Source organism: Kitasatospora sp. NPDC050463, from assembly GCF_040655255.1.
GTDB lineage: Bacteria > Actinomycetota > Actinomycetes > Streptomycetales > Streptomycetaceae > Kitasatospora.
In genome coordinates this window covers 149,759-170,152 of record NZ_JBFAJO010000005.1, presented here as the reverse complement: position 1 = coordinate 170,152, position 20,394 = coordinate 149,759, and the positions used below count along the sequence as shown (strand labels likewise).

Below are 20,394 nucleotides of genomic sequence, written 5' to 3'. Positions count from 1 at the left end.
CCGGCCGCGACGCCCCCGGTCAGTCCCGGGCCAGCCCGAACCGGCCGCGCCGACCACCGCGCTCGTCCTCCCCGACCACCGCCACCGTGCCGGCCGTCACCGTCTCGTACACGGCCAGGATGTCCGCGCCGACCGTCGACCAGTCGAACCGCCGCACGTGCCGGGACGCCGCCTTGCGCAGTTCCTCCAGCCGGCCCGGGTCGCCCAGCAGTCGCAGCGCCACCCCGGCCAGCGCGTTCGCGTCCCCGACCGGGAACAGCTCCCCCGCGTCGCCGCCGTCCAGCACCTGCTTGAACGCGTCCAGGTCGCTCGCCAGCACCGGGGCACCCGCCGACATCGCCTCCACCAGGATGATCCCGAAGCTCTCGCCGCCGGTGTTCGGCGCCACGTAGAGGTCGACGCTGCGCAGCAGCCGGGCCTTCTCCCGGTCGCTGATCATGCCGAGGAACTCCACCTGGGCACGGACCTCGGGCGCCAGCCCGGCGACCGCCTCCGCCTCGTCCCCCTTGCCGGCCACCAGCAGCCGGACCCCCGGCCGCTCGGCCAGGATCCGCGGCAGCGCGGCCAGCAGCGTCGGCAGGCCCTTGCGCGGCTCGTTGATCCGGCCGATGAAACCGATCGTGCCGGGCTCACCGGCGGCCGCCCCGCCGGTCCAGCGGGCGTCCGGCTCGGCCTGCGCGAAGAAGCCGACGTCGACGCCGTTGGGGATCACCACCGCGTCCCCGCCCAGGTGCTCGACCAGGGTCCGCCGGGCGTACTCGCTCACGGCGATCCGGGCCCGCATCTTCTCCAGGCCCGGCTGGAGGATCGGCGAGGCCGCGATCATCGCCCGCGAGCGCGGGTTGGACGTGTGGAAGGTGCCCACCATCGGCCCCGACGCCGACCAGGCCGCCAGCATCGACAGGCTCGGCGAGGCCGGCTCGTGCACGTGCAGGATGTCGAACCGGCCCTCGTTCAGCCAGCGCCGGACCCGTGCCGCCGACAGGATGCCGAAGCTCAACCGGGCCACCGAACCGTTGTACGGCACGGCCACCGCCCGCCCGGCCGAGACCACGTACGGCGGCAGCGCCTCGTCGTCCTCGGCGGGCGCCAGCACCGACACCTCGTGGCCGAGGTCGATCAGGTGCTCGGCCAGGTCCCGGATGTGGAACTGCACCCCGCCGGGAACGTCCCAGTCGTACGGGCAGACGATGCCGATCTTCACTGGTTCCTCGTGATCCTGTAGGTGCGGCGGGTCAGGCCCCGGAGGCCTCGGCGGCGGGCTCGCCGGCCGGAGCGGGGGTGGTGTCGGCCGGCTGCCCGGCCCGGCGGCCGGCCTCGGCCGGCAGCGCCGCCTCGTCCACCGTCGCACGGACCGGCAGGTCGGCCAGCCAGAACCGCTGCAGCATGTGCCAGTCCTCGGGGTGCTCGCGGATCCCCTGCTCCCAGACGTCCGCCATCGCCTGCACCATGACCGCGGTCTTCTCCTTGCGGTCCCCCTGCGGCGGCACGGCCACCTCGGGGTGGATCCGCACCCGCAGCAGCGGGCCGTCGTACCAGAGCGAGACCGGCAGCAGCGCCGCCCCGGTCCGCTGGCAGAGCGCCGCCGGACCGGCCGGCATCCTGGTCGCCTCGCCGAAGAAGGACACCTCGATGCCCGCCTCGGAGAGGTCCCGGTCGCCGACCAGGCAGACCAGCCTCCCCTCGCGAAGCCGACGGGCCAGCGTGCCGACGACGTTCACCCCGCCGCCGGTCAACGCGAGCACCTCCATGCCCAGGCTCTCCCGGAACGCCACGAAGCGGTCGAACAGCTTCTCGGGCTTCAACCGCTCCGCGACCGTGGTGAACGGGTACCCCTCCAGCGCCACCCAGGCACCCGCGAGGTCCCAGTTGCCCATGTGCGGCAGCGCGGCCACCGCGCCGCGGCCGGACTCCATCGCCGCCCGCAGTTGCTCGAAGCCCTCGACCCGGACGTCCCGGGCCACCCGCTGCCGGCTCCACACCGGCAGCCGGAAGGACTCCATCCAGTACCGCATGTACGAGCGCATCCCGGCCCGCGACAGCTCCCGCAGCCCGGCCTCGTCCAGCCCGGGGCGGACCCGTCGCAGATTCGCCTCCAGCTGGAGCACCCGCTTGCCGCGCCCGCGCCACGCGTAGTCGGCGATCCGGTCGAACAGGCCCCGCGCCGCCGGCTCGGGAAGGTGCTTGAGCACCGCCCAGCCCGACGCGTAGGCCGCGTACACCAGTCGGTCCTTCACCGAAGGCCCGCCCCCCTTCAGCTCCCGGCCGCCGCTCGGTCGGCCTCGAACGCCTCACGGCGCACCGTCAGCATCCGCTGGACCACCGTGACCAGGCTGCCCGCGGCCACCAGCCACAGCGCGACCGGCAGCAGCCACTCCACGTACGGCACCCCGAAGGTGTGCAGACCCGCGACGCCGGCCGCGACCAGACTGATCACCAGCCGCTCGGCCCGCTCCACCAGCCCCGACACATCGCACGGCAGACCCTGGCTCTCCGCCCGCGCCTTGGTGTACGAGACCACCAGGCCGCTCGCCAGGCAGAAGATCGCCACCGAACAGAGCAGGTTGTTGTCGCCCTCGCCCGCGTACCACATCGCCAGTCCGCCGAAGATCGCCGCATCGGCCACCCGGTCCAGCGTGGAGTCCAGGAAGGCCCCCCACTTGGAGGACCGGCCCAGCTGGCGGGCCATGTTCCCGTCCACCAGGTCGGAGAAGATGAACAGCGTGATCGTGATGGTGCCCCAGAAGAACTCCCCACGCGGGAAGAACACCAGCGCACCGGCCACCGAACCGGCGGTACCGATCAGCGTCACGGCGTCCGGGCTCACACCCAGCCGGATCAGGAACGCGGCGAACGGGGTCAGGACACGTGTGAAGAAGGCACGCGCGTATTTGTTGAGCATGGCCTTCCGGACCGCTCCGATCTCCCTGGTACCCGCCTGCGGCGCATTGCGCAGCAGACGGCCGGGCGGATCAGCCCACCCGGCGCACCCATCGTAGTCACGCCGACGACACCCCCGAGCGCACCTCACCACCCACCGGCCCCTTCCCCCGCCCGCCCGGCACCCCCGGCACACGGGCGCACACGCCCGGTCACGGCGGTCCCCACGACACGCGGCCCCGCGAAGACCGCCCCTAGACTTTTCACGTCAGCCTCGGCGCGACGGGAGGAGACCCCGATGCCCGACCGCAGCACCGCACGATCCGGCCAGGCACCCACCGTCAACGACCCCGCGCAGCTGCGCAACGTCGTCCTCATCGGCTGCAGCGGCGTGGGCAAGACCACCCTCGCCGAATCCCTCGCCCTCACCGCCGGCGCCATCGGCCGAGCCGGACGCGTCACGGACGGCAACACCGTCTCCGACCACGAGGACATCGAGCACCAGCAGCAGCGCTCCGTCCAGCTCTCGCTGCTCCCCCTCGAATGGAACGGCGTCAAGGTCAACCTGATCGACCCGCCCGGCCACCCCGACTTCACCGCCGACCTGCGGGCCGCCCTGCACGCCGCCGACGGCGCCGTCTTCGTCGTCTCCGCCACCGACCCCGTCACCACCCCCACCCGCGCCCTGTGGCGCGAGTGCGCCGCCGAAGGCATCCCCCGCGCCATCGCCGTCGCCAAGCTCGACATCGCCCGCAGTGACTTCGCCGACATCCTCACCGCCTGCCACGACGCCTTCGGCCTGGGCCCGGACACCCTGCGCCCGCTTTTCCTCCCCGTCCACGCGGACGGCCACCCCGCCGGCACCGTCGACCTGCTCACCGGACGCGTCTACGGCCCGGTCGAAGCGCCGCCCGACACCGGCCCCGCCCGCGAGAGCCTCGTCGAAGCCATCTCCGGCCAGGACGACACCCTGATGGAGCGCTACCTGGCCGGCGAACCGCTCGACACCGACGCCCTCGAAGCCGGCCTGCGCCGCGAGGTCCTCTCCTGCGCCCTCCACCCCGCCCTGCCCACCACCGACCGCGGGCTCGGCTCGGCCGAACTCCTCGACCTCATCACCACCGCGTTCCCCGACCCCACCGAACGCACCCGCCCCGCTCCCGACTGCGACCCCGACGCCCCCCTCGCCGCCCAGGTCGTCCGGGTCACCGCGGACGCCTACGTCGGCCGGATCAGCCTGCTGCGGATCTACGCCGGCACGCTGCGCCCCGACACCCACATCCACCTGACCGGCCCGGACCACCCCGAGGACCAGGACAACGACGAACGCGTCACCGGCCTCACCAGCCCGTTCGGCAAACTCCAGCGGCCCGTCCCGCACGCCGTCGCCGGGGACCTCGTCTGCGCCGCCAAGGTCACCACCGCCCGCGCCGGCGACACCGTCCACGAGCCCGGCCACCCCGTGAAACTCGACGGCTGGCCGCTGCCCGAAGCCCTCCTGCCGATCGCCATCGAGGCGCACAGCAAGGCCGACGACGACCGGCTCTCCCAGGCCCTCGCCCGGCTCACCGCCGAGGACCCGGCCCTGCGCCTGGAACAGAACCCCGACACCCACCAGCTGGTCCTCTGGTGCACCGGTGAGGCCCACGCCGAGGTCGTCCTCGACCGGCTCCGCGGCCGGCACGGCGTCCACGTCGACACCGTCGAGCCCACGGTCGCCCTGCGGGAGACCTTCGGCACCGCCGCCGCCGGCCACGGCCGGCTGGTCAAGCAGTCCGGCGGGCACGGCCAGTACGCGATCTGCGAGCTGGAGGTCGAACCCCTGCCGGCCGGCGCCGGCTTCGAGTTCCAGGAACACGTCGTCGGCGGCGCCGTGCCCAAGCACTTCATCCCCTCGGTCGAGAAGGGCGTCCGCGCCCAGCTCGCCAAGGGCGTCGGCGCCGGCTACCCGCTCGTCGACATCCGGGTCACCCTCACCGACGGCAAGGCGCACTCCGTCGACTCCTCCGACTCCGCCTTCCAGAACGCCGCCGCCCTCGCCCTGCGCGACGCCGCCGAACACGCCGTCATCCGGCTGCTCGAACCGGTCTCGGCCGTCAGCGTCCTGCTGCCCGACGAGTACCTCGGCGCCGTCCTCGGCGACCTCTCCGCCCGCCGCGGCCGGGTCCTCGGCACCGAGACCGGCGGGCCCGGCCTCACCCTGCTGCGCGCCGAGGTCCCCGACCTCGAACTCGCCCGCTACCCCGTCGACCTGCGCTCACTCACCCACGGCACCGCGGAGTTCTCCCGCGCCCACCTGCGCCACGAGCCGATGCCCGCCGCCCTCGCGGCGAAGTACACCGGCTGAGAAGTACAGCGGCCGAGCCGGCCACCGGGCAGGACGCAGCGTCACCTAGCGCCGCGGCAGCGCGCAGGCGGGCGTACCGCCCGGCATCCGGTGCCGGTTCTTCGCCACCCAGCGGTACACCACGGCCGCGACCGGCCGCACCGGCGCCAGCGCCAGCACCCCGCCCAGGTACGCCCAGACCCCGCCCGAGCGCATCAGCAGCCGTGCCACCGCCTGCGCCCCGCCGTACACCCGGCCCGCCGGCGTCACCCAGAGCACCTCGCGCTCGGCCCGTTCCCAGGACACCTCGCCGCGCCCGCCCGCCAGCGCGTCCAGCTCCGCCAGGTCCGCGAACTGGAACGGCACCGCCTCCCAGCCCCCCGACGCCAGGGTCTGCCGCAGGTACCGCTCCGCCCAGCCGGCACAGGTCGTGCAGAACGCGCAGTCCCCGTCGAAAACCAGCACCGGATCCTTCATCACGGCTCCTTCCGTACGGCTCATGCGCCCATCGTGCACCATTGCGCCCGCCCGCCTCCCGCACGGGGGTATCGCACCACCGAAAGGTGGGCATCATGCCCCACGGGCCCGTGGTGGCCCGAACGTGACGGCACTTCAGACGATCATCCGCGCGCCGGTACCGCCGCACGGTAACCTGCCGCTGACAAGGGGAGGAGGGGACGCCACCGTGACGACACTCGACATGACCCCGGGTGCGCAGATACCCCGGACCGACACCGGCCCGCAGACCGCCGTCACCCAGGCGCTCTCCTCGGCCGCCTACCGCGACGGCGACGTCCGCGCGTTCGTCGAGACGGTCACCCACGCCACGGAGAAGAAGGGCCGCTTCGCCCTCTTCCGCCCCAACCTCGGCGAGGCGTTCTGCCGTGCCGTCGTCGGCCGTACGCTCGGCGGCGACCGCAAGCCGCTCGTCCCGTCCTTCGGCATCGACACCCGCCAGATCGTCGAACACTGCCTGGCCGCCGAGGACCTGCGCGCCGCCCGCGACCGCAGGCTCACCACCGTCACCGTCGCCACCGGCCTGCTGTTCCTGCCCGGCACCCTGCTCTGGCTCGGTGCCTTCCAGCTGCGCGCCTGGCTCAAGCGGGACAACCCCAAGAACGCCGCCTTCTTCGGCGCCCTGGTGCTCGGCGCGGCCGCCGCCGTCGCCGTGCTCCTCGCCGTCAAGCCCCCCGCCGGCGGCCTGTTGGGCCTCTACCTGCGCATCGTGATGCTCGCGCCGGTGGTCGGCTGGTACCTCGCCAAGCGCATCGTGGTGGCGTCCGCCGTCGACCTGCGCGCCCGCTGGCTGGACCTCGTCGAGGGCAACGCCGTCGCCGCCACCGTCCCCCGGGCCGTCCCCCGCGACGACCTGGACAAGAAGGCCGCCGACCTGCGCGCCAAGCTCGGCCGGCTGGAGGGCGAGCAGGAGACCAACATCCAGCACTACGCCGGTCCGAAGGGCATCCTCGGCGCCGGGCGGCGCTGGGGCGAGTGGAAGATGGTCGACGCCCTGCGCCCGGCGGAGGGCCACGCCGACTTCCGCGCGTTCCACCCCTGGGACCTCGTCCGCAAGATCGCCGGCCATCTCAAGGGCCTCGGCATCAGCGAGGTCGCCAACAGCGGCATCCCCAACGTCGCCGTCAAACAGTGGGTGGTCTACGAGGTCGGCGAGGGCGCCGACGAGATCGGCCGGCCCGACAACGCCGACATGGACGGCGACCGGATGCGCGAGTTCGCCGTCCAGAGCATCGCCGACAAGCAGACCTTCCCCGGCGGACCGCGGCACTACCTGGCCACCCAGTTCGTGACGCACGACGGCAAGCTGGTCCTCACCTTCACCGTCACCGTCGTCCTGCTCGCGCACACCCTGAACGTCAGCGTGGCGGGCTACGCGCTGGGCCCGGTCAACGGCCTCTTCTCCGACAAGCCCAAGGACAAGGAGAAGACCGTCCCGAAGAGCCTGAAGTTCTGGGAGGAGCGGACGGTCAAGCTCCCCCTGATCGACAACGACGAGGTGGTCCGGCAGGCCGTCCGCGCACCCCTCTACCGCAGCCCCGGTCTGCTCGCCTGGCTCGGCGGCGGTCTCGGCCTGCCCGAGCCCTTCGGACTGCGGCACGTCTGGGCCTCGCCCCCCTGGAACACCCGGTCGATGACCGACAACGCGCTCAACGCGGCCACCCCCGTGCTCACCGCCGTCCACGCGGCCGTGCTGGAGTTCCTGGAGGAGCACGACCTCGACGCCGAGCGCTTCTTCAAGAACCGCGCCTCGATCATCAAGTCCGAGGCACAGGGCACCCGGCCCTACAAGGTCGACCAGTACGACGCGGGCTGAGCGCCACGGCGAACGCGCGGGGCCCCACCGGATTCCCGGTGGGGCCCCGCGCGTTCGCCCGGCTCAGCCCTGCGGCCAGGCCTCGGCCAGCATCTTGCGGGTGTCCGCCAGCAGCTGCGGCAGCACCTTGGTGTGGCCGACCACCGGCATGAAGTTGGTGTCCCCGCCCCAGCGCGGCACCACGTGCTGGTGTAGGTGCGCCGCGATCCCGGCACCGGCCGCCGCACCCTGGTTCATCCCGATGTTGAACCCGTGCGCCCCCGAGGCCGCGCGCAGCGCCGCCATCGCCTTCTTGGTGAACACCGCCAGCTCGGCCGTCTCCGCCTCGTCCAGCTCGGTGTAGTCCGCGACGTGCCGGTACGGGACCACCATCAGGTGCCCACCGTTGTACGGGTACAGGTTGAGCACCGCGAACACGGCGCTCCCCCGCGCGACGACCAGCCCGTCCTCGTCGCTGAGCGACGGGATCGAGCAGAACGGACAACCGTCGTCCGGAGCCGGGCCGGTGGGCTTGTTCTCGCCCTGGATGTAGGCCATCCGATGGGGGGTCCACAGGCGGCGGAAGCCGTCCGGCTCGCCGACGCCCCGCTGCAGTTCCGGCTCAGTCGTCATGCTGATCAGCATATTCGCACGGCGTGGCTTGCAGAGCGGTGCGGGGCAGACTCCCTGAGGAGACTGCCCCGCGATCCCCGCGCCCCCGCGAGCGCGGGGACCGGCGTCACACCTGGATGCGGCGCTCCACGGCGTCCACGATCTCGGCCACGGCGTCCGCGACCGGCACGCCGTTCTTCTGCTCGCCATTGCGGTAGCGGAAGGAGACGGCGCCCGCCTCGACGTCGTCGTTGCCGGCGATCAGCATGAACGGGACCTTGGTCTTCTGAGCGTTCCTGATCTTCTTCTGCATGCGGTCGTCCGAGGTGTCCACCTCGACCCGGATCCCGCGCTTCTTCAGCTCGGCCGCGACCTCCAGCAGGTACGGCACGTGCTCGTCGGTGATCGGGATGCCGGTGACGGTGACCGGGGCCAGCCACGGCGGCATGGCGCCGGCGTAGTGCTCCAGCAGCACCGCGAAGAACCGCTCGATGCTGCCGAAGAGCGCACGGTGGATCATGACCGGCCGCTGGCGCGAGCCGTCCGCCGCCGTGTACTCCAGGTCGAAGCGCTCGGGGAGGTTGAAGTCCAGCTGGATGGTGCTCATCTGCCAGGTCCGGCCGATGGCGTCCCGCGCCTGGACCGAGATCTTCGGGCCGTAGAAGGCCGCGCCACCCGGGTCCGGGACCAGCGGCAGCCCCTGCTTCTCGGCCACGCTCGCGAGAACCGCGGTGGCCTCCTCCCAGGCCTCGTCCGACCCGACGAACTTCTCCTCGTCCTTGGTGGAGAGCTCCAGGTAGAAGTCGGTCAGACCGTAGTCGCGCAGCAGGTTGAGCACGAAGGTCAGCGTGGAGTCGAGCTCCTCCGCCATCTGCTCACGGGTGCAGTAGATGTGCGCGTCGTCCTGGGTGAAGCCGCGGGCACGGGTCAGACCGTGCACCACACCGGACTTCTCGTACCGGTACACCGTCCCGAACTCGAAGAGGCGCAGCGGCAGTTCACGGTAGGAGCGGCCGCGCGCGTCGAAGATCAGGTTGTGCATCGGGCAGTTCATGGGCTTCAGGTAGTAGTCCACGCCCTCGTCGAGCTGCATGGGCGGGTACATGCCGTCGGCGTACCAGTCCAGGTGGCCGCTCTTCTCGAAGAGCTTCCCCTTGGTGGCGTGCGGGGTGTAGACGAACTCGTAGCCCTCCTCCTCGTGCCGCTTGCGCGAGTAGTCCTCCATCGCGCGGCGGATGATGCCGCCCTTGGGGTGGAAGACGGCGAGGCCGGAGCCGATCTCCTCGGGGATGGAGAAGAGGTCGAGCTCGTTGCCGAGCTTGCGGTGGTCGCGCTTCTCGGCCTCGATCAGGAAGTCGAGGTGGGCCTTGAGCTCGTCCTTGGTCGGCCAGGCGGTGCCGTAGATGCGCTGCAGCATGGGGTTGCGCTCGCTGCCGCGCCAGTAGGCGGCCGCGTTGCGCATCAGCTTGAACGCCGGGATGTGCCGGGTGGAGGGCAGGTGCGGGCCGCGGCAGAGGTCGCCCCAGCAGAGGTCGCCGGTCTTGGCGTCCAGGTTGTCGTAGATGGTCAGCTCGCCCGCGCCGACCTCGACGTCGGCGCCCTCGCCGGCGGTGGCGGCGGAGCCCTTGAGGCCGATCAGCTCCAGCTTGTACGGCTCGGCGGCCAGCTCCTCGGTGGCGGCCTCGTCGGTGACCACCCGGCGGGAGAACTTCTGGCCCTTCTTGATGATCTCCTGCATCCGCTTCTCGATGGCCTTGAGGTCATCGGGGTGGAACGGCTTCTCGACGTCGAAGTCGTAGTAGAAGCCGTCCTTGACCGGCGGGCCGATGCCGAGCTTGGCCTCGGGGAAGAGCTGCTGCACGGCCTGCGCCATGACGTGCGCGGTGGAGTGGCGCAGGATGTCCAGGCCGTCCTTGCTGCCGATCGCGACCGGCTCGACCTCGTCGCCGTCCTGGACGGCGTACGCGAGGTCCATGAGCCGGCCCGCGACGCGGGCGGCGATGATCGAGCGGTCGTCGGCGAAGAGCTCGGCGGCCGTAGTGCCCGTGGTCACCACGCGCTCTTCCCGATCGGGTTCGCGGTTGATGATTACCCGGACGTCCGTCACCGGTCTCTCCTGACGTGCTGGATTCATAGGACGCAACACTGCGCTGCGCGTGACGATGGTACCGAGAGCACCACCCCCGCCGTGCACCTACGCCCCCTGTCCCCCTTCTCCCAGGGTCTTCAGCAGCCGCTCCCGCTCGGCCTCCTCCAGACCGCACGGTTCCAGGGCTCCCGGGTGGGTGAGCCGCCGGAAGCCGCCGCGCCGCTCCAGCCGGCCGCTGACCCGCACCGGGGCGCCCGCCAGGTGGGCCTCCACCGCGACCCGGTACGCCGGGTCGGCGAGGCGCACCCGCACCTCGCTGACCTCCGCGCCGGCGAGCACCTTCAGCCGGACGGTGCCCGGTCCGGCCGGGTCCGCGCGCTTGAGGCGGACGACCAGGCCGACCACGGTGACCGCGACCGCCGGTTCGATCCGCTCCAGCAGGGCGGCGGCCTCCTCCAGCGCGGGGAGGTCCCCGGGCGAGAACTCCAGGGCGATCCGCCGGTCGCCGAAACCGCCGGGCGGACCGGCGGCGGCCGACCAGGCGACGGTCAGCTGCGCCGCCGTCGCGCCGCGCACGAGTTCCTCGACGGACTGCACCAGCTCCCGGCTGACGCCGGCCTGCACCGCGTTCTCGAAGGCCTCCGGCCCTCCGCTGACCCGCCGGTAGTCCACGGCGTCCCGCAACGCCTCCAGTGCCCGGACCAGGGTGGTGACCACCGCCCGGCCCTCGGGCGCCGGGCTGTACGCGGTGAGCCCGGCGCCGCCGTCCGTGACCGGGCCGCCGCCGACCACCAGCACCTGCTCCAGGAAGTCCCCGGCCCAGGTGTCCAGCCGGGCGCCGAAGTAGGCGGCCCTGGTCCGCCTCGCCTTGGCCCCGGCCGCGAGCATCGCCCGCGCCGCCTGCTGGAGCCGCTCGGCGCCGTCCCAGGGCGTGGTGCCGGCCGGCCCCGGCAGCTCGCGCCGCCACTGCAGCTCGTCCCCCGGTACGGCCAGGGCGAGCAGGATCGAGCGGGCGGACGCGCTGCGCGAGCGCGACAGCGCGGTGACGGCGTCGGCGAGCAGCTCGACGGCGTCGTCGAAGCCCTCCCCGGCCGGTACCAGCAGGCTGGTCCCGGGATCGGAGTCGTCGGGGGGTGTCCAGCGGCCGTACCGGGCGGAGGGGCCACCGCGCCGGACCCAGCCGTGCCGGGCGAGCAGGGTGGCGAGCACCGCCGGGTCGACGGCGGCCGGATCGGGCAGCGCCCGGGAGGCCTCCTGCGGCCCGCGTGGCAGCGTCATGGTCCTGCTCCTCCCGCCGGGGCCGGGCCCGTCACGGGCTGCCGCCCGCACCGACCCGCGCCATGATGTCGCACAGTGCGCGGTCGTCGAAGACCTTCGCGGTGGGCACCCGGACGTTGGTCCGCCGCTGCCCGGTGACCGGGTGGCCGGCCAGGTTGACCCAGTAGCAGCAGTGCCGCAGCTCCAGCGCGTCCGGCCCGGCCGACAGCCAGCGGTCGACCCGGCGCGGCAGCAGCATCACGACGAGGATCCTGGGCACCGCGACCCGCGCGCGGGCGAGCTTGCGCAGGTGGTCGTTGTCCAGGGTGAAGCTGAAGAAGGGGCCGCGCGGATCGGGCGCGATCTGCTGGGTGGCCTTCAGCTGGATCTTGATGGTGACCTCGTCGTCCACCTCGTGGGCGCGCGAGCCGTGGCTGACCTGCCAGTCGATGCCGTTGTCGGGGAAGGGCTGGGACAGCGAGCAGCCGGCCGCCGCCACCACCGCGTGCAGATAGCCGACCTGCAGGGTCTCCATGCAGGCCGTCACGGCCAGATCGCCGCGCAGGACGGCCGCCTCGTCGGGCTGCGGCTCTGTCAGCGTCATCGCCCCGTAGCCTCCCCCGGCCCCGGGCCCGTCCGGATTCGAACAGGGCATCTGACCGCAGGGTGCCCGGCCCGGACACCGCCAAACGGTTGAACGGGCGTCAGGGGCGGGTATCAACCGGGCGGAACGCAGGACCTGAGGGGCAGTCATGCAACAGCACTGGTACACCGGCCCGCTTGCCTCCTTCGACACCGAGACCACCGGCGTGGACGTCGAGACCGACCGGATCGTGTCCGCCGCCCTGGTCGTCCAACTCAGCCCTGGCGCGGCCCCGCAGACCACCTCCTGGCTGGCCGATCCGGGCGTGCCGATACCCGACGGCGCCCGCGCCATCCACGGCATCGGCGACGAGCGGGTGCGCGCGCACGGCCGCCCGGCCCCGACGGTGGTGGCGGAGATCGCCCGCGCCCTCGCCGAGCAGGCCCGCGCCGGGCGTCCGGTGGTGGTGATGAACGCGCCGTACGACCTGACGCTGCTGGACCGGGAGTTGCGCCGCCACCGGGACACGGCGCTGGCGGACGCGCTGGGCCCGGACGAGCTGCTGGTGCTCGACCCGCGCGTGCTGGACAAGCACGTGGATCGCTACCGCAGGGGCCGGCGCACGCTGACCGACCTGTGCGCGCACTACGGGGTGGAGCTGGCCGGCGCCCACGACGCGGCGGCCGACGCGGCGGCGGCGCTGGGCCTGGTCCGCGCGATCGGCGTGCGCTACCCGGCGGCGCTGGGCGGACTGTCGGCCGCCGAGCTGCACCTGCGGCAGGTGATCTGGCACGCGGCGCAGGCCCGGGGGCTGCAGAACTGGTTCGACCGCTCGGGGACGCCGGAGCGGGTGGACTTCTCCTGGCCGTTGCGCCCGGCCCGCTGCGGCTGCGGGCGGCGGTTGTCGGCGGAACACAGCTGCGAGGTCGCGGCGTAGCGACCGGCACGGCCGGTGGTCGCCCCGTCGATCGACTGCTCGGTCCACGAACGCCGCAGGCCCCGATCGGTCTCCCGATCAGGGCCTGCATGCTGTCCGGTGGGCGATACTGGGATCGAACCAGTGACCCCTTCGGTGTGAACGAAGTGCTCTCCCGCTGAGCTAATCGCCCGGGCAACGAGAAGAACAGTAGCACCATTCGGGGGGTGTCGTACAACTCGCGCCCACGGGGCGACCGACGCCTCGGCAGAACTCGCGCTCCGCACGGAAGGTGACTGCGCCTCAGCCGGATTCTCTCCGGCAGCGGTTCACCGGGATTCCGGAAATACATGTGAGGCCCAGCCGATAATCGACTGGGCCTCACATATCACAATGCATTCCGGTGGGCGATACTGGGATCGAACCAGTGACCCCTTCGGTGTGAACGAAGTGCTCTCCCGCTGAGCTAATCGCCCGGGTGCAGGGAAAACATTACCGCATCTCCCGGGGTGCTCCGAACACCCCCGCCCCGGGCCCCCGCCCCGGCCCGTCACCCGAACGGGCCGCCACCGGTTGCCGCCGTCCGGGTCAGTGCCCGCCGATCTTCCAGGGCATGGTGAGCCCGTACTTCCAGAGGTACCAGCCGCCGATCCCGGCGATCACCGCCAGCCCGATCGCGGTGAGTGTGATGTTGCGGCGGCGGACCCTCGGGTCCATCGCCTTCTGGGCCGCCTCGGACACCTTGCGGCGGGTCCAGCGCAGCGCCAGCTGGGCCCAGACGAACTCGGTCGCCCAGATGCCCATGCCCAGGAAGATGACCACCCAGCCGGGGCCGGGCAGCGGCAGCATGATCACCCCGGCCACCACCACCGCCAGGCCGACCAGGAAGACGACCACCTGCCAGCTCAGGTGCAGCGCCCTGGACCGCCGGATGAAGTGCGGCGCGCGCGAGCCCAGCGGCCGGCCGCCGTCCGCGCCCCCCGCCTCCTCGCCCTCGCCACCGTCCGGCGTCCGTACCCCCGAGTCGTCCGGCACGACCGCATCACCCGTTCTCGTGTTCCCGCCCGCGTTCCCGCGCGCCTTGTCGCTTCGCACAGTCATGCCAGGAAACTAACCGAGAAGTGGCCCGGTAATGCCCCGCCGGGCACTCCGTGCCGATTCCGCAATGCGCCGTAAGGGGTACGACTCGGCCCCGAATCGGGACAGAGGGGTTTACATCGGTCGTGGAGGTGGGATGGTCCGTTCGCCGACGTGCGATTCCCCGAGCGCACACTGAGCGAAAGGCCATGGCGCTTATGAACACCACGGTCAGCTGCGAGCTGCACCTGCGCCTCATCGTGTCCAGCGAGTCCTCACTGCCCGTCCCCGCGGGCCTGCGCTACGACACCGCCGACCCCTATGCCGTGCACGCCACGTTCCACACCGGCGCCGACGAGACCGTGGAGTGGGTGTTCGCCCGAGATCTCCTTGCGGAGGGGCTGCACCGACCCACCGGTACCGGCGACGTCCGGGTCTGGCCGTCGCGCAGCCACGGGCAAGGGGTGGTCTGCATCGCGCTGAGCTCTCCGGAAGGAGAAGCCCTGCTGGAGGCCCCGGCCCGAGCGCTTGAGTCGTTTCTCAAGCGGACGGACGCCGCCGTGCCGCCCGGCACCGAACATCGTCACTTCGACCTCGACCGGGAGCTGTCCCACATCCTCGCCGAAAGCTGACCCCGACCGGAGGTGGTCACGCCCTGCCGTCGGCAGGGCCGTAACCCCCTGCCGTCATCGCAGCCGTCCTACTCGGGGGCACGGCAGCACGACTCAGCCGCGCACGACGCGGTCTCGGGGCCGGTGAAACGGTCCACCCCCACCGGGGCGGACCTCAGCACCGCAGGCGCCCGGCACCGGAGCCGGCCACCCGTTCGGGTGGCCGGCCTCGCTGCCGGGCGCCACTGGTTTGCGCCACTGGTTCGCAGTGCACCGGGCGGCGGCCGTTCCGACACCGGACCCGCACCGCGCCCCTCCGACACGCCCCGGCGTGATCCGTACACCCCTTCGAACGAAGCGGCGGCCCGCCGCTGCGGGGCCCGGTAAGGTCTGAGACTGACCGTAGACGCGGGGTGCCGACGGCCCCCTCCGCGTGAGGAGCCCCCACGTGCTGATCACCCATGACACCGAGTGCGCGCTGAGCATCCTCGTCGAGCTGCTCAACACCGCGCCCGAGGTGTGCGGCAGCGAGCTGCTGCCCGACGTGGCCGCGCTGGACGCCTTCGTGATCCGCCAGGAGATCAGCGAGATCGACTCGCTGACCGAGGACGACCTGCTCAGGGTGCACGAGCTGCGCACCCGGCTGCGGGAGGTGTTCGGCACCGAGTCCACGGCGGAGGCCGCCGAGCTGGTCAACGCGCTGGTCGCGGCCGCCGGCACCACGCCTCGGCTGACCAACCACGACCACCACGGCTGGCACATCCACTACTTCGCCCCGCACGCCGCCCTGGGCGACCACCTGGCGGCCGAGCTGGGCATGGCACTGGCGTTCATCCTGATGGCGGGCGAGCGCGAGCGGCTGCGCCGCTGCGAGGCGCCGGACTGCGCCCGGGTCTTCGTGGATCTCTCGCGCAACCGCTCACGGCGCTACTGCGACAGCCGGACCTGCGGCAACCGGCTGCACGTCGCCGCCTACCGGGCGCGCCAGCGCTCCGCGGAGGCCGTGCCCTCCGCCTGAGCCCGCCGCCCTGCCGTCTCTCCGGGTGCCGAGACGTCTCTCCTCGCGCCGTGACGACGTGGTCAGATGCCGCGGCGGCGCAGGATCTCCTCGATGTCCTCGAAGTCGCCCAGGCCGTCGTCGCGCTTCCCCCTCTTGGGAGCGGCACTCTTCGGGGCGGCACTCTTCGGGGCTGCGACCTTCGGGGCGGCACTCTTCGGAGCGGCGGCCCCCGGACCGGCCGGCGCGCCGGTGACGGCGGCCCGCCCCGGTGCGGGCACCGCAGCGGCCGGGCCGGACCCGGCGGCGTCCACCGCGCGCCGGCGGCCCACCCAGCGGGTGGCGAGCAGCAGGGCGGCGGACACCGCGAGCAGCACGATGCCCGTCCAGACCCGGGGGTCGAACACCAGCTTCGTCGCCCAGTCGGCGAACTCACCGCCGATCGTGCGCGCCACCGGGAAGAGGCCGGTCAGATAGAGCCCGGCCGGCACCAGTGCCACGGCGAACCAGCGGGTCGCGGAGAGGAAACGCCGACGATAGGCGCGCAGACCCGCGACGGCCACGCCCCCGGCGGTGAGCACGAAGGAGACCGCCGCCGTCAGCACAGCCGCCCTCCGTCACGTCCAGTAGTCCTGGTCATCGCATCGGACCTCCCGTCGCTTCCGGCCGGCGCCCGGGCACACCGCCGGGACGGCGCGGTACCCATTAGTGGAACACTGGGAGCATGATCGAAGGTTCCCTCCCCCGTGTCGAGTTCTGGTGCGAGCTCCAGTGCCCGGACTGCCGTACCGCCCTGGACGACGTACGGGCACTGCGCGAGCAGTACGGTGACGCGCTCGTCGTCGAGCTGCGGCACTTCCCGCTGGAGAAGCACAAGCACGCGTACGCCGCGGCGCAGGCCGCCGAGGAGGCCTTCGCCCAGGGCCTGGGCTGGCCGTACGTGGAGGCGCTGCTGGAGCGGGTCGATGACCTGGCCGCTCGCGGCGAAGAGGTGCTGCTGGAGGTCGCCCGCGCGGTGGGAGTGGACGCCGAGGAGGTCGACACCGCGCTGGTCGACGGCCGGCACACGCTGATCGTGGACGCCGACCAGGCCGAGGGGAAGGCGATCGGGGTGCAGGGCACCCCGACGTACGTGGTCGGTGGCCGGCGACTGGACGGCGGGCAGAGCCAGGACGGCCTGCGGGCCCGGATCGTCGCCGCCATCGAGGCCGCGAACGCCTCCTGACGACTGGTCAGCTCAGTGGTTTGCCGTAGACCCGGTTGGTGATCCGGTAGCCGAGCGACTCGTAGAGCCGGATCGCGACCCCGTTTCCGGTGAACACGTTGAGCCCGAGGTCGCGCACTCCGGCGGTCAGGCACTCGCGTTCGGCGAGCAGCATCAGTGAGCGGCCGTGGCCCGCGCCCCGGTGCGCCTCGGCCACCTCGACCACCATCACCCAGGCGAGCGGGGCGCCGTCGGGCAGGTCACGGACCCGCAGGGCCAGCCAGAGCGAGCCCAGCGGGTCCGGCCCGGCCGCGTACAGCCGGCGCAGGGCCACCCCGGGACTGTCCGCACCCTGCGGCAGCAGGGACAGGTGGTCGGCGTCCGACTTCGCGCGGGCCTGCTCCGCGCCGAGGCCGGAGGAGACCAGGTCGGACAGATAGCCCTCCTTGGCGGCGGCCAGCCACTCGGGGAAGTCCTCCGCGTCGATCCGGCGCGCGGCGACCCCGGCCGGCAGCGCGGGCGGGTCGGCGAGGCGCTTGGCCATGTTCCGCATCCGCTCGGTGTAGCCGAGGGTGACGGCGAGGGCGCGGGCGACCGGCGCCGCCTCGGGGATGTCGGCGTCGACCCTGGTGCAGCCCCAGCCGCGGAGCACCTCCTCCGCGGCCAGCGCACCGAAGGTGCCGCGCCCCCGGCCGCGCCCCTCGTATACCTCCAACTCTGATATCTCACCCCAGAGTTGGCTGCCACGGGAAACAGCTGTGGTGCGCAGTGCGCCGACCGGGCGGCCGTTGGCGCAGATCTGCCAGCGTCTGGTTCGGCCGCCGGCGGCGGGTGACTCCGGCCCCTCGGGGCGCAGCGTGGTGGTCATGTCGTGCTCCCTTCCCCGCCGTCCGGGTGTTCTATCCGCCGGGGGCCCGCGAGGAGTCCGGGGCCCGCTCGGCGGGGATCAGGGGTCGAGGTCGTCGCCGCTGCGCTCGGTGAACACCGCCATCGCCTTGGCGGTGACGGGGCCCGGCCCGCCGAGCTCACGGTCGTCCACCCGGGTGACGGCCTGCACGTCGCGCAGGGTGGAGGTCAGGAAGATCTCGTCGGCCTCCTCGAGCACGCCCAGCGGCAGGTCCTCCTCCTCGGCACCGCACCAGTCGATGACGAGTTGCCGGGTGATGCCGGCCAGGCAGCCGGAGGCGAGGGTGGGAGTGAGCAGGCGGCCGCCGAGGACGACGAAGACGTTGGAGCCGGTGCCCTCGCAGAGCCGTCCGGCGGTGTTGGCGAACAGTGCCTCGGAGGCGTCGGCGCGGTGGGCGGCGGCGAGCGCGACCACGTTCTCGGCGTACGAGGTGGTCTTGAGGCCGGCGACGGCGCTGTGCTCGTTGCGGCGCCACGGGACGGTGGCGGCGGCGGTGGTGTCGGGGCGGTGGGCGGCCCTGCCGAGGGAGACGACCAGGGTCGGGGTGTCGTCGCCGCGCTCGGAGCCGAGCGGGGAGAGGCCGCCGGTGTAGGTGAGACGCAGCCGGCCGAGCGGCATCGGGTTGGCGGCCAGGACCTGGGCGCAGGCCTCGCGGACCAGGTCGTGGTCGGGGTCGGGCAGGCCGAGGCCGCGGGCGGAGCGGGTGAGCCGGTCGAGGTGACGGGTGACGGCGAAGGCCCGGCCGTCGACCGCCTTCATCGTCTCGAAGACCCCGTCACCCGTGGTGAGGCCGTGATCGAGGACGGACAGGGCGGCGTCGGCGGAGTCGACGAGTGAGCCGTTGACCCAGCTCTTGGTGGGGTGCTGCATCGAGGCTGCTCCTCAGGACGGTGGTGCGGTGCTGTGAGCCCGGGTCGATGGCCGCCCGGGGTGTTCGTCCCACTTCAGTCGGCGACGGTGCCCGACGCTATCGCGACCAGGCGGGCGGCCTTCAGTTCGGTCTCCGCCCACTCACGCGCGGGGTCGGAGCCCCAGGTGATGCCGGCGCCGGTGCCGAAACGCAGGACGGGCGCGCCGGGGTCGGTCCGGTCGATCCAGAACGTGCGGATGCCGACGGCGAGTTCGCCCTCGCCCCGGTCGGCGTCGACCCAGCCGACGGCACCGCAGTAGGGGCCGCGCGGGGCCGTCTCCAGGGCCTCGATGATCCGCAGCGCGCTGGACTTGGGAGCGCCGGTGACGGAGCCCGGTGGGAAGGTCGCGTCGAAGAGCTCCGGCCAGCCGGCGTCCGCGCGCAGGGTGCCCTGGACGCTGGAGACCAGGTGGACCAGGCCGGGGTGCTTCTCGACGACGCAGAGGTCCGGAACGGTGACGGTGCCGGTCCCGCAGACCCGGCCGAGGTCGTTGCGGACCAGATCGACGATCATGACGTTCTCTGCGTGGTCCTTCTCCAGCAGGTCGGCCTCGGTGCGGCCGGTGCCCTTGATCGGACCGGAGGAGACGGTGCGGCCGTCGCGGCGCAGGTAGAGCTCGGGCGAGGCGGTCGCGATCTCGACGCCGTGTCCGGGCAGCCGGATGGTGCCCGCGTAAGGAGCGGGGTTGCCGTGCGCGAGCAGACCGGTGAGGGCGTCCACGTCGGTCCGGGCCGGGTCGGGCAGCGGTGCGGACAGCACCCGGCAGAGGTTGGCCTGGTAGACCTCGCCGGCCGCGATGTGGTCGCGGACGCGGCGGACGCCCGCCTCGTAGGCGGCACGGTCCAGCGAGCTGTGCCAGCTGCCGGCGGCCGGGCCGAGCCAGCCGGCGCCGGACGGGGGCGCGGGGGCGGGGCGGACGTCGTCGAAACGGGCGCAGGTGAGCCGGCCCTCGAAGTCGTGGGCGACGGCCCAGAAGCCGGCGGAGTCGAGCGCGGCCGGATCCGAGGTGACGTCGCGCAGCCCGGTGGCGAGGCGGCCGCCGAAGCGGGCGAGCGGGCTGTGGGGGACGGGGTGGCCGGACACGGTTCTCCTGCGCGGGGTGGCTGGGCTGCGGTGCCTGAAGTGTAGGTCGGGGGCTCGAACGGGGGTCGGACCGTCGCAGAGGGCGTGAGCAGGCGCGGGCATCGCGCGGGTGTGCGCCGGGTGGCCCGCGGCTGACCGTCGGGTGCGCCGCAGGTGAGGGCGACGGCGCCGCGCAACGGCGGACGGGACGGCGCCCCGGGGGCACCCCCGCGGCACGCTGCGGGAACGGATTTTTAGCTGGCCCGGGAATCCGCTAGAGTTCAACACGTCGCCAGGGAGCGCAGCCGAAGAAAAGCGGTGAAGCCCCCGGGAGACAGGCGGACGTGGCTCAGTTGGTAGAGCATCACCTTGCCAAGGTGAGGGTCGCGAGTTCGAATCTCGTCGTCCGCTCGATGGAGAACAGTGTAAGATCGTTCTTCGAGTGTTGCCTGGTGGAGTGGCCGAGAGGCGAGGCAACGGCCTGCAAAGCCGTCTACACGGGTTCAAATCCCGTCTCCACCTCCAAGAGGTGCGACCGGTTTCGACCGGCCGACCTCCCCGCGCGATTAGCTCAGCGGGAGAGCACTACCTTGACACGGTAGGGGTCACTGGTTCAATCCCAGTATCGCGCACGTCGGATCCTTCGGGGTC

Annotated in this window: 19 protein-coding genes and 5 tRNA genes; 9 read left to right on the top strand and 15 right to left on the bottom strand. The window is 72.8% G+C overall.

The window, feature by feature from the left end:
* Positions 1 to 19 precede the first annotated feature (19 nt).
* From AB0J08_RS05490 to pgsA, 3 genes are read right to left on the bottom strand one after another with little or no spacing between them, the layout of a single operon-like run.
* Positions 20 to 1,204: a glycosyltransferase family 4 protein gene (locus AB0J08_RS05490; RefSeq protein WP_360627270.1), complete on the bottom strand. Its 1,185-nt coding sequence runs from the start codon at positions 1,202 to 1,204 to the stop codon at positions 20 to 22.
* A gap of 31 nt (positions 1,205 to 1,235) precedes the next feature.
* Positions 1,236 to 2,237: a phosphatidylinositol mannoside acyltransferase gene (locus AB0J08_RS05485; RefSeq protein ID WP_360627267.1), complete on the bottom strand. Its 1,002-nt coding sequence runs from the start codon at positions 2,235 to 2,237 to the stop codon at positions 1,236 to 1,238.
* Positions 2,238 to 2,254: 17 nt separating this feature from the next.
* A complete protein-coding gene (pgsA, locus tag AB0J08_RS05480) occupies positions 2,255 to 2,902 on the bottom strand; it encodes a phosphatidylinositol phosphate synthase (protein WP_360627264.1) in 648 nt (215 codons plus the stop codon).
* A 276-nt stretch (positions 2,903 to 3,178) separates the two neighbouring features.
* Here pgsA and AB0J08_RS05475 point away from each other — a divergent pair, with 276 nt between their 5' ends.
* Positions 3,179 to 5,227, top strand: a complete 2,049-nt coding sequence (locus AB0J08_RS05475) for an elongation factor G-like protein EF-G2 (RefSeq protein ID WP_360627261.1) — start codon at positions 3,179 to 3,181, stop codon at positions 5,225 to 5,227.
* 45 nt (positions 5,228 to 5,272) lie between these two features.
* On the opposite strand, the gene AB0J08_RS05470 is transcribed toward AB0J08_RS05475, so the two are convergent.
* On the bottom strand, positions 5,273 to 5,707 hold the full coding sequence (locus AB0J08_RS05470) for a DUF393 domain-containing protein (RefSeq protein WP_360627258.1): 435 nt from the start codon (positions 5,705 to 5,707) through the stop codon (positions 5,273 to 5,275).
* A gap of 184 nt (positions 5,708 to 5,891) precedes the next feature.
* Here AB0J08_RS05470 and AB0J08_RS05465 point away from each other — a divergent pair, with 184 nt between their 5' ends.
* Positions 5,892 to 7,538, top strand: coding sequence for a hypothetical protein (locus tag AB0J08_RS05465; RefSeq protein WP_360627255.1), 1,647 nt, complete (start codon positions 5,892 to 5,894; stop codon positions 7,536 to 7,538).
* Positions 7,539 to 7,601: 63 nt separating this feature from the next.
* Here the strand turns inward: AB0J08_RS05465 and AB0J08_RS05460 are convergent, their stop codons facing one another.
* From AB0J08_RS05460 to AB0J08_RS05445, 4 genes are all read right to left on the bottom strand, one after another.
* Positions 7,602 to 8,162 carry an HIT domain-containing protein gene (locus AB0J08_RS05460; RefSeq protein ID WP_360627252.1) on the bottom strand — a complete coding sequence of 187 codons (561 nt, stop codon included), beginning with the start codon at positions 8,160 to 8,162 and terminating at the stop codon, positions 7,602 to 7,604.
* 94 nt (positions 8,163 to 8,256) lie between these two features.
* On the bottom strand, positions 8,257 to 10,236 hold the full coding sequence (gene thrS, locus AB0J08_RS05455; protein ID WP_360627249.1) for a threonine--tRNA ligase: 1,980 nt from the start codon (positions 10,234 to 10,236) through the stop codon (positions 8,257 to 8,259).
* 87 nt (positions 10,237 to 10,323) lie between these two features.
* Entirely contained in the window at positions 10,324 to 11,496 is a 1,173-nt protein-coding gene (locus AB0J08_RS05450; RefSeq protein WP_360627246.1) for a hypothetical protein, read from the bottom strand.
* Positions 11,497 to 11,527: 31 nt separating this feature from the next.
* Positions 11,528 to 12,079 (bottom strand): DUF4365 domain-containing protein, encoded by a 552-nt coding sequence (locus tag AB0J08_RS05445; protein WP_360627243.1) that lies wholly within the window; start codon positions 12,077 to 12,079, stop codon positions 11,528 to 11,530.
* 148 nt (positions 12,080 to 12,227) lie between these two features.
* Here AB0J08_RS05445 and AB0J08_RS05440 point away from each other — a divergent pair, with 148 nt between their 5' ends.
* Positions 12,228 to 12,995, top strand: a complete 768-nt coding sequence (locus AB0J08_RS05440) for an exonuclease domain-containing protein (protein ID WP_360627240.1) — start codon at positions 12,228 to 12,230, stop codon at positions 12,993 to 12,995.
* A 100-nt stretch (positions 12,996 to 13,095) separates the two neighbouring features.
* On the opposite strand, the gene AB0J08_RS05435 is transcribed toward AB0J08_RS05440, so the two are convergent.
* From AB0J08_RS05435 to AB0J08_RS05425, 3 genes are all read right to left on the bottom strand, one after another.
* Positions 13,096 to 13,167: transfer RNA gene (locus tag AB0J08_RS05435), tRNA-Val, on the bottom strand.
* Positions 13,168 to 13,378: 211 nt separating this feature from the next.
* A tRNA-Val gene (locus AB0J08_RS05430) sits at positions 13,379 to 13,450 on the bottom strand.
* A gap of 112 nt (positions 13,451 to 13,562) precedes the next feature.
* Positions 13,563 to 14,075 (bottom strand): TIGR02611 family protein, encoded by a 513-nt coding sequence (locus AB0J08_RS05425; protein WP_360627237.1) that lies wholly within the window; start codon positions 14,073 to 14,075, stop codon positions 13,563 to 13,565.
* Positions 14,076 to 14,269: 194 nt separating this feature from the next.
* Between AB0J08_RS05425 and AB0J08_RS05420 the strand changes: the two genes are divergently transcribed.
* Together AB0J08_RS05420 and AB0J08_RS05415 are read left to right on the top strand one after the other, a co-directional pair.
* The gene (locus AB0J08_RS05420; protein WP_030056266.1) at positions 14,270 to 14,683 is read left to right on the top strand and encodes an SsgA family sporulation/cell division regulator; all 414 of its coding nucleotides are present in this window, start codon (positions 14,270 to 14,272) and stop codon (positions 14,681 to 14,683) included.
* A gap of 427 nt (positions 14,684 to 15,110) precedes the next feature.
* Positions 15,111 to 15,680 carry a CGNR zinc finger domain-containing protein gene (locus AB0J08_RS05415; RefSeq protein WP_360627234.1) on the top strand — a complete coding sequence of 190 codons (570 nt, stop codon included), beginning with the start codon at positions 15,111 to 15,113 and terminating at the stop codon, positions 15,678 to 15,680.
* A gap of 62 nt (positions 15,681 to 15,742) precedes the next feature.
* On the opposite strand, the gene AB0J08_RS05410 is transcribed toward AB0J08_RS05415, so the two are convergent.
* Positions 15,743 to 16,264, bottom strand: coding sequence for a hypothetical protein (locus tag AB0J08_RS05410; RefSeq protein ID WP_360627231.1), 522 nt, complete (start codon positions 16,262 to 16,264; stop codon positions 15,743 to 15,745).
* Positions 16,265 to 16,383: 119 nt separating this feature from the next.
* Between AB0J08_RS05410 and AB0J08_RS05405 the strand changes: the two genes are divergently transcribed.
* Positions 16,384 to 16,884, top strand: a complete 501-nt coding sequence (locus AB0J08_RS05405) for a DsbA family protein (protein WP_360627229.1) — start codon at positions 16,384 to 16,386, stop codon at positions 16,882 to 16,884.
* A 7-nt stretch (positions 16,885 to 16,891) separates the two neighbouring features.
* On the opposite strand, the gene AB0J08_RS05400 is transcribed toward AB0J08_RS05405, so the two are convergent.
* The 3 genes from AB0J08_RS05400 to AB0J08_RS05390 form a co-directional block, all read right to left on the bottom strand.
* Positions 16,892 to 17,731, bottom strand: a complete 840-nt coding sequence (locus tag AB0J08_RS05400) for a GNAT family N-acetyltransferase (RefSeq protein WP_360627226.1) — start codon at positions 17,729 to 17,731, stop codon at positions 16,892 to 16,894.
* Between the two features lie 78 nt (positions 17,732 to 17,809).
* Positions 17,810 to 18,640 (bottom strand): aminodeoxychorismate lyase, encoded by an 831-nt coding sequence (locus AB0J08_RS05395; protein WP_360627223.1) that lies wholly within the window; start codon positions 18,638 to 18,640, stop codon positions 17,810 to 17,812.
* Positions 18,641 to 18,714: 74 nt separating this feature from the next.
* Positions 18,715 to 19,764, bottom strand: a complete 1,050-nt coding sequence (locus tag AB0J08_RS05390) for a chorismate-binding protein (protein ID WP_360627220.1) — start codon at positions 19,762 to 19,764, stop codon at positions 18,715 to 18,717.
* A 317-nt stretch (positions 19,765 to 20,081) separates the two neighbouring features.
* Here AB0J08_RS05390 and AB0J08_RS05385 point away from each other — a divergent pair.
* The 3 genes from AB0J08_RS05385 to AB0J08_RS05375 all read left to right on the top strand — a co-directional run bounded on the left by AB0J08_RS05385 (position 20,082) and on the right by AB0J08_RS05375 (position 20,375).
* Positions 20,082 to 20,154: transfer RNA gene (locus tag AB0J08_RS05385), tRNA-Gly, on the top strand.
* 40 nt (positions 20,155 to 20,194) lie between these two features.
* Positions 20,195 to 20,268, top strand: a tRNA-Cys gene (locus tag AB0J08_RS05380).
* 35 nt (positions 20,269 to 20,303) lie between these two features.
* Positions 20,304 to 20,375: transfer RNA gene (locus tag AB0J08_RS05375), tRNA-Val, on the top strand.
* The last annotated feature ends 19 nt before the right edge of the window (positions 20,376 to 20,394 follow it).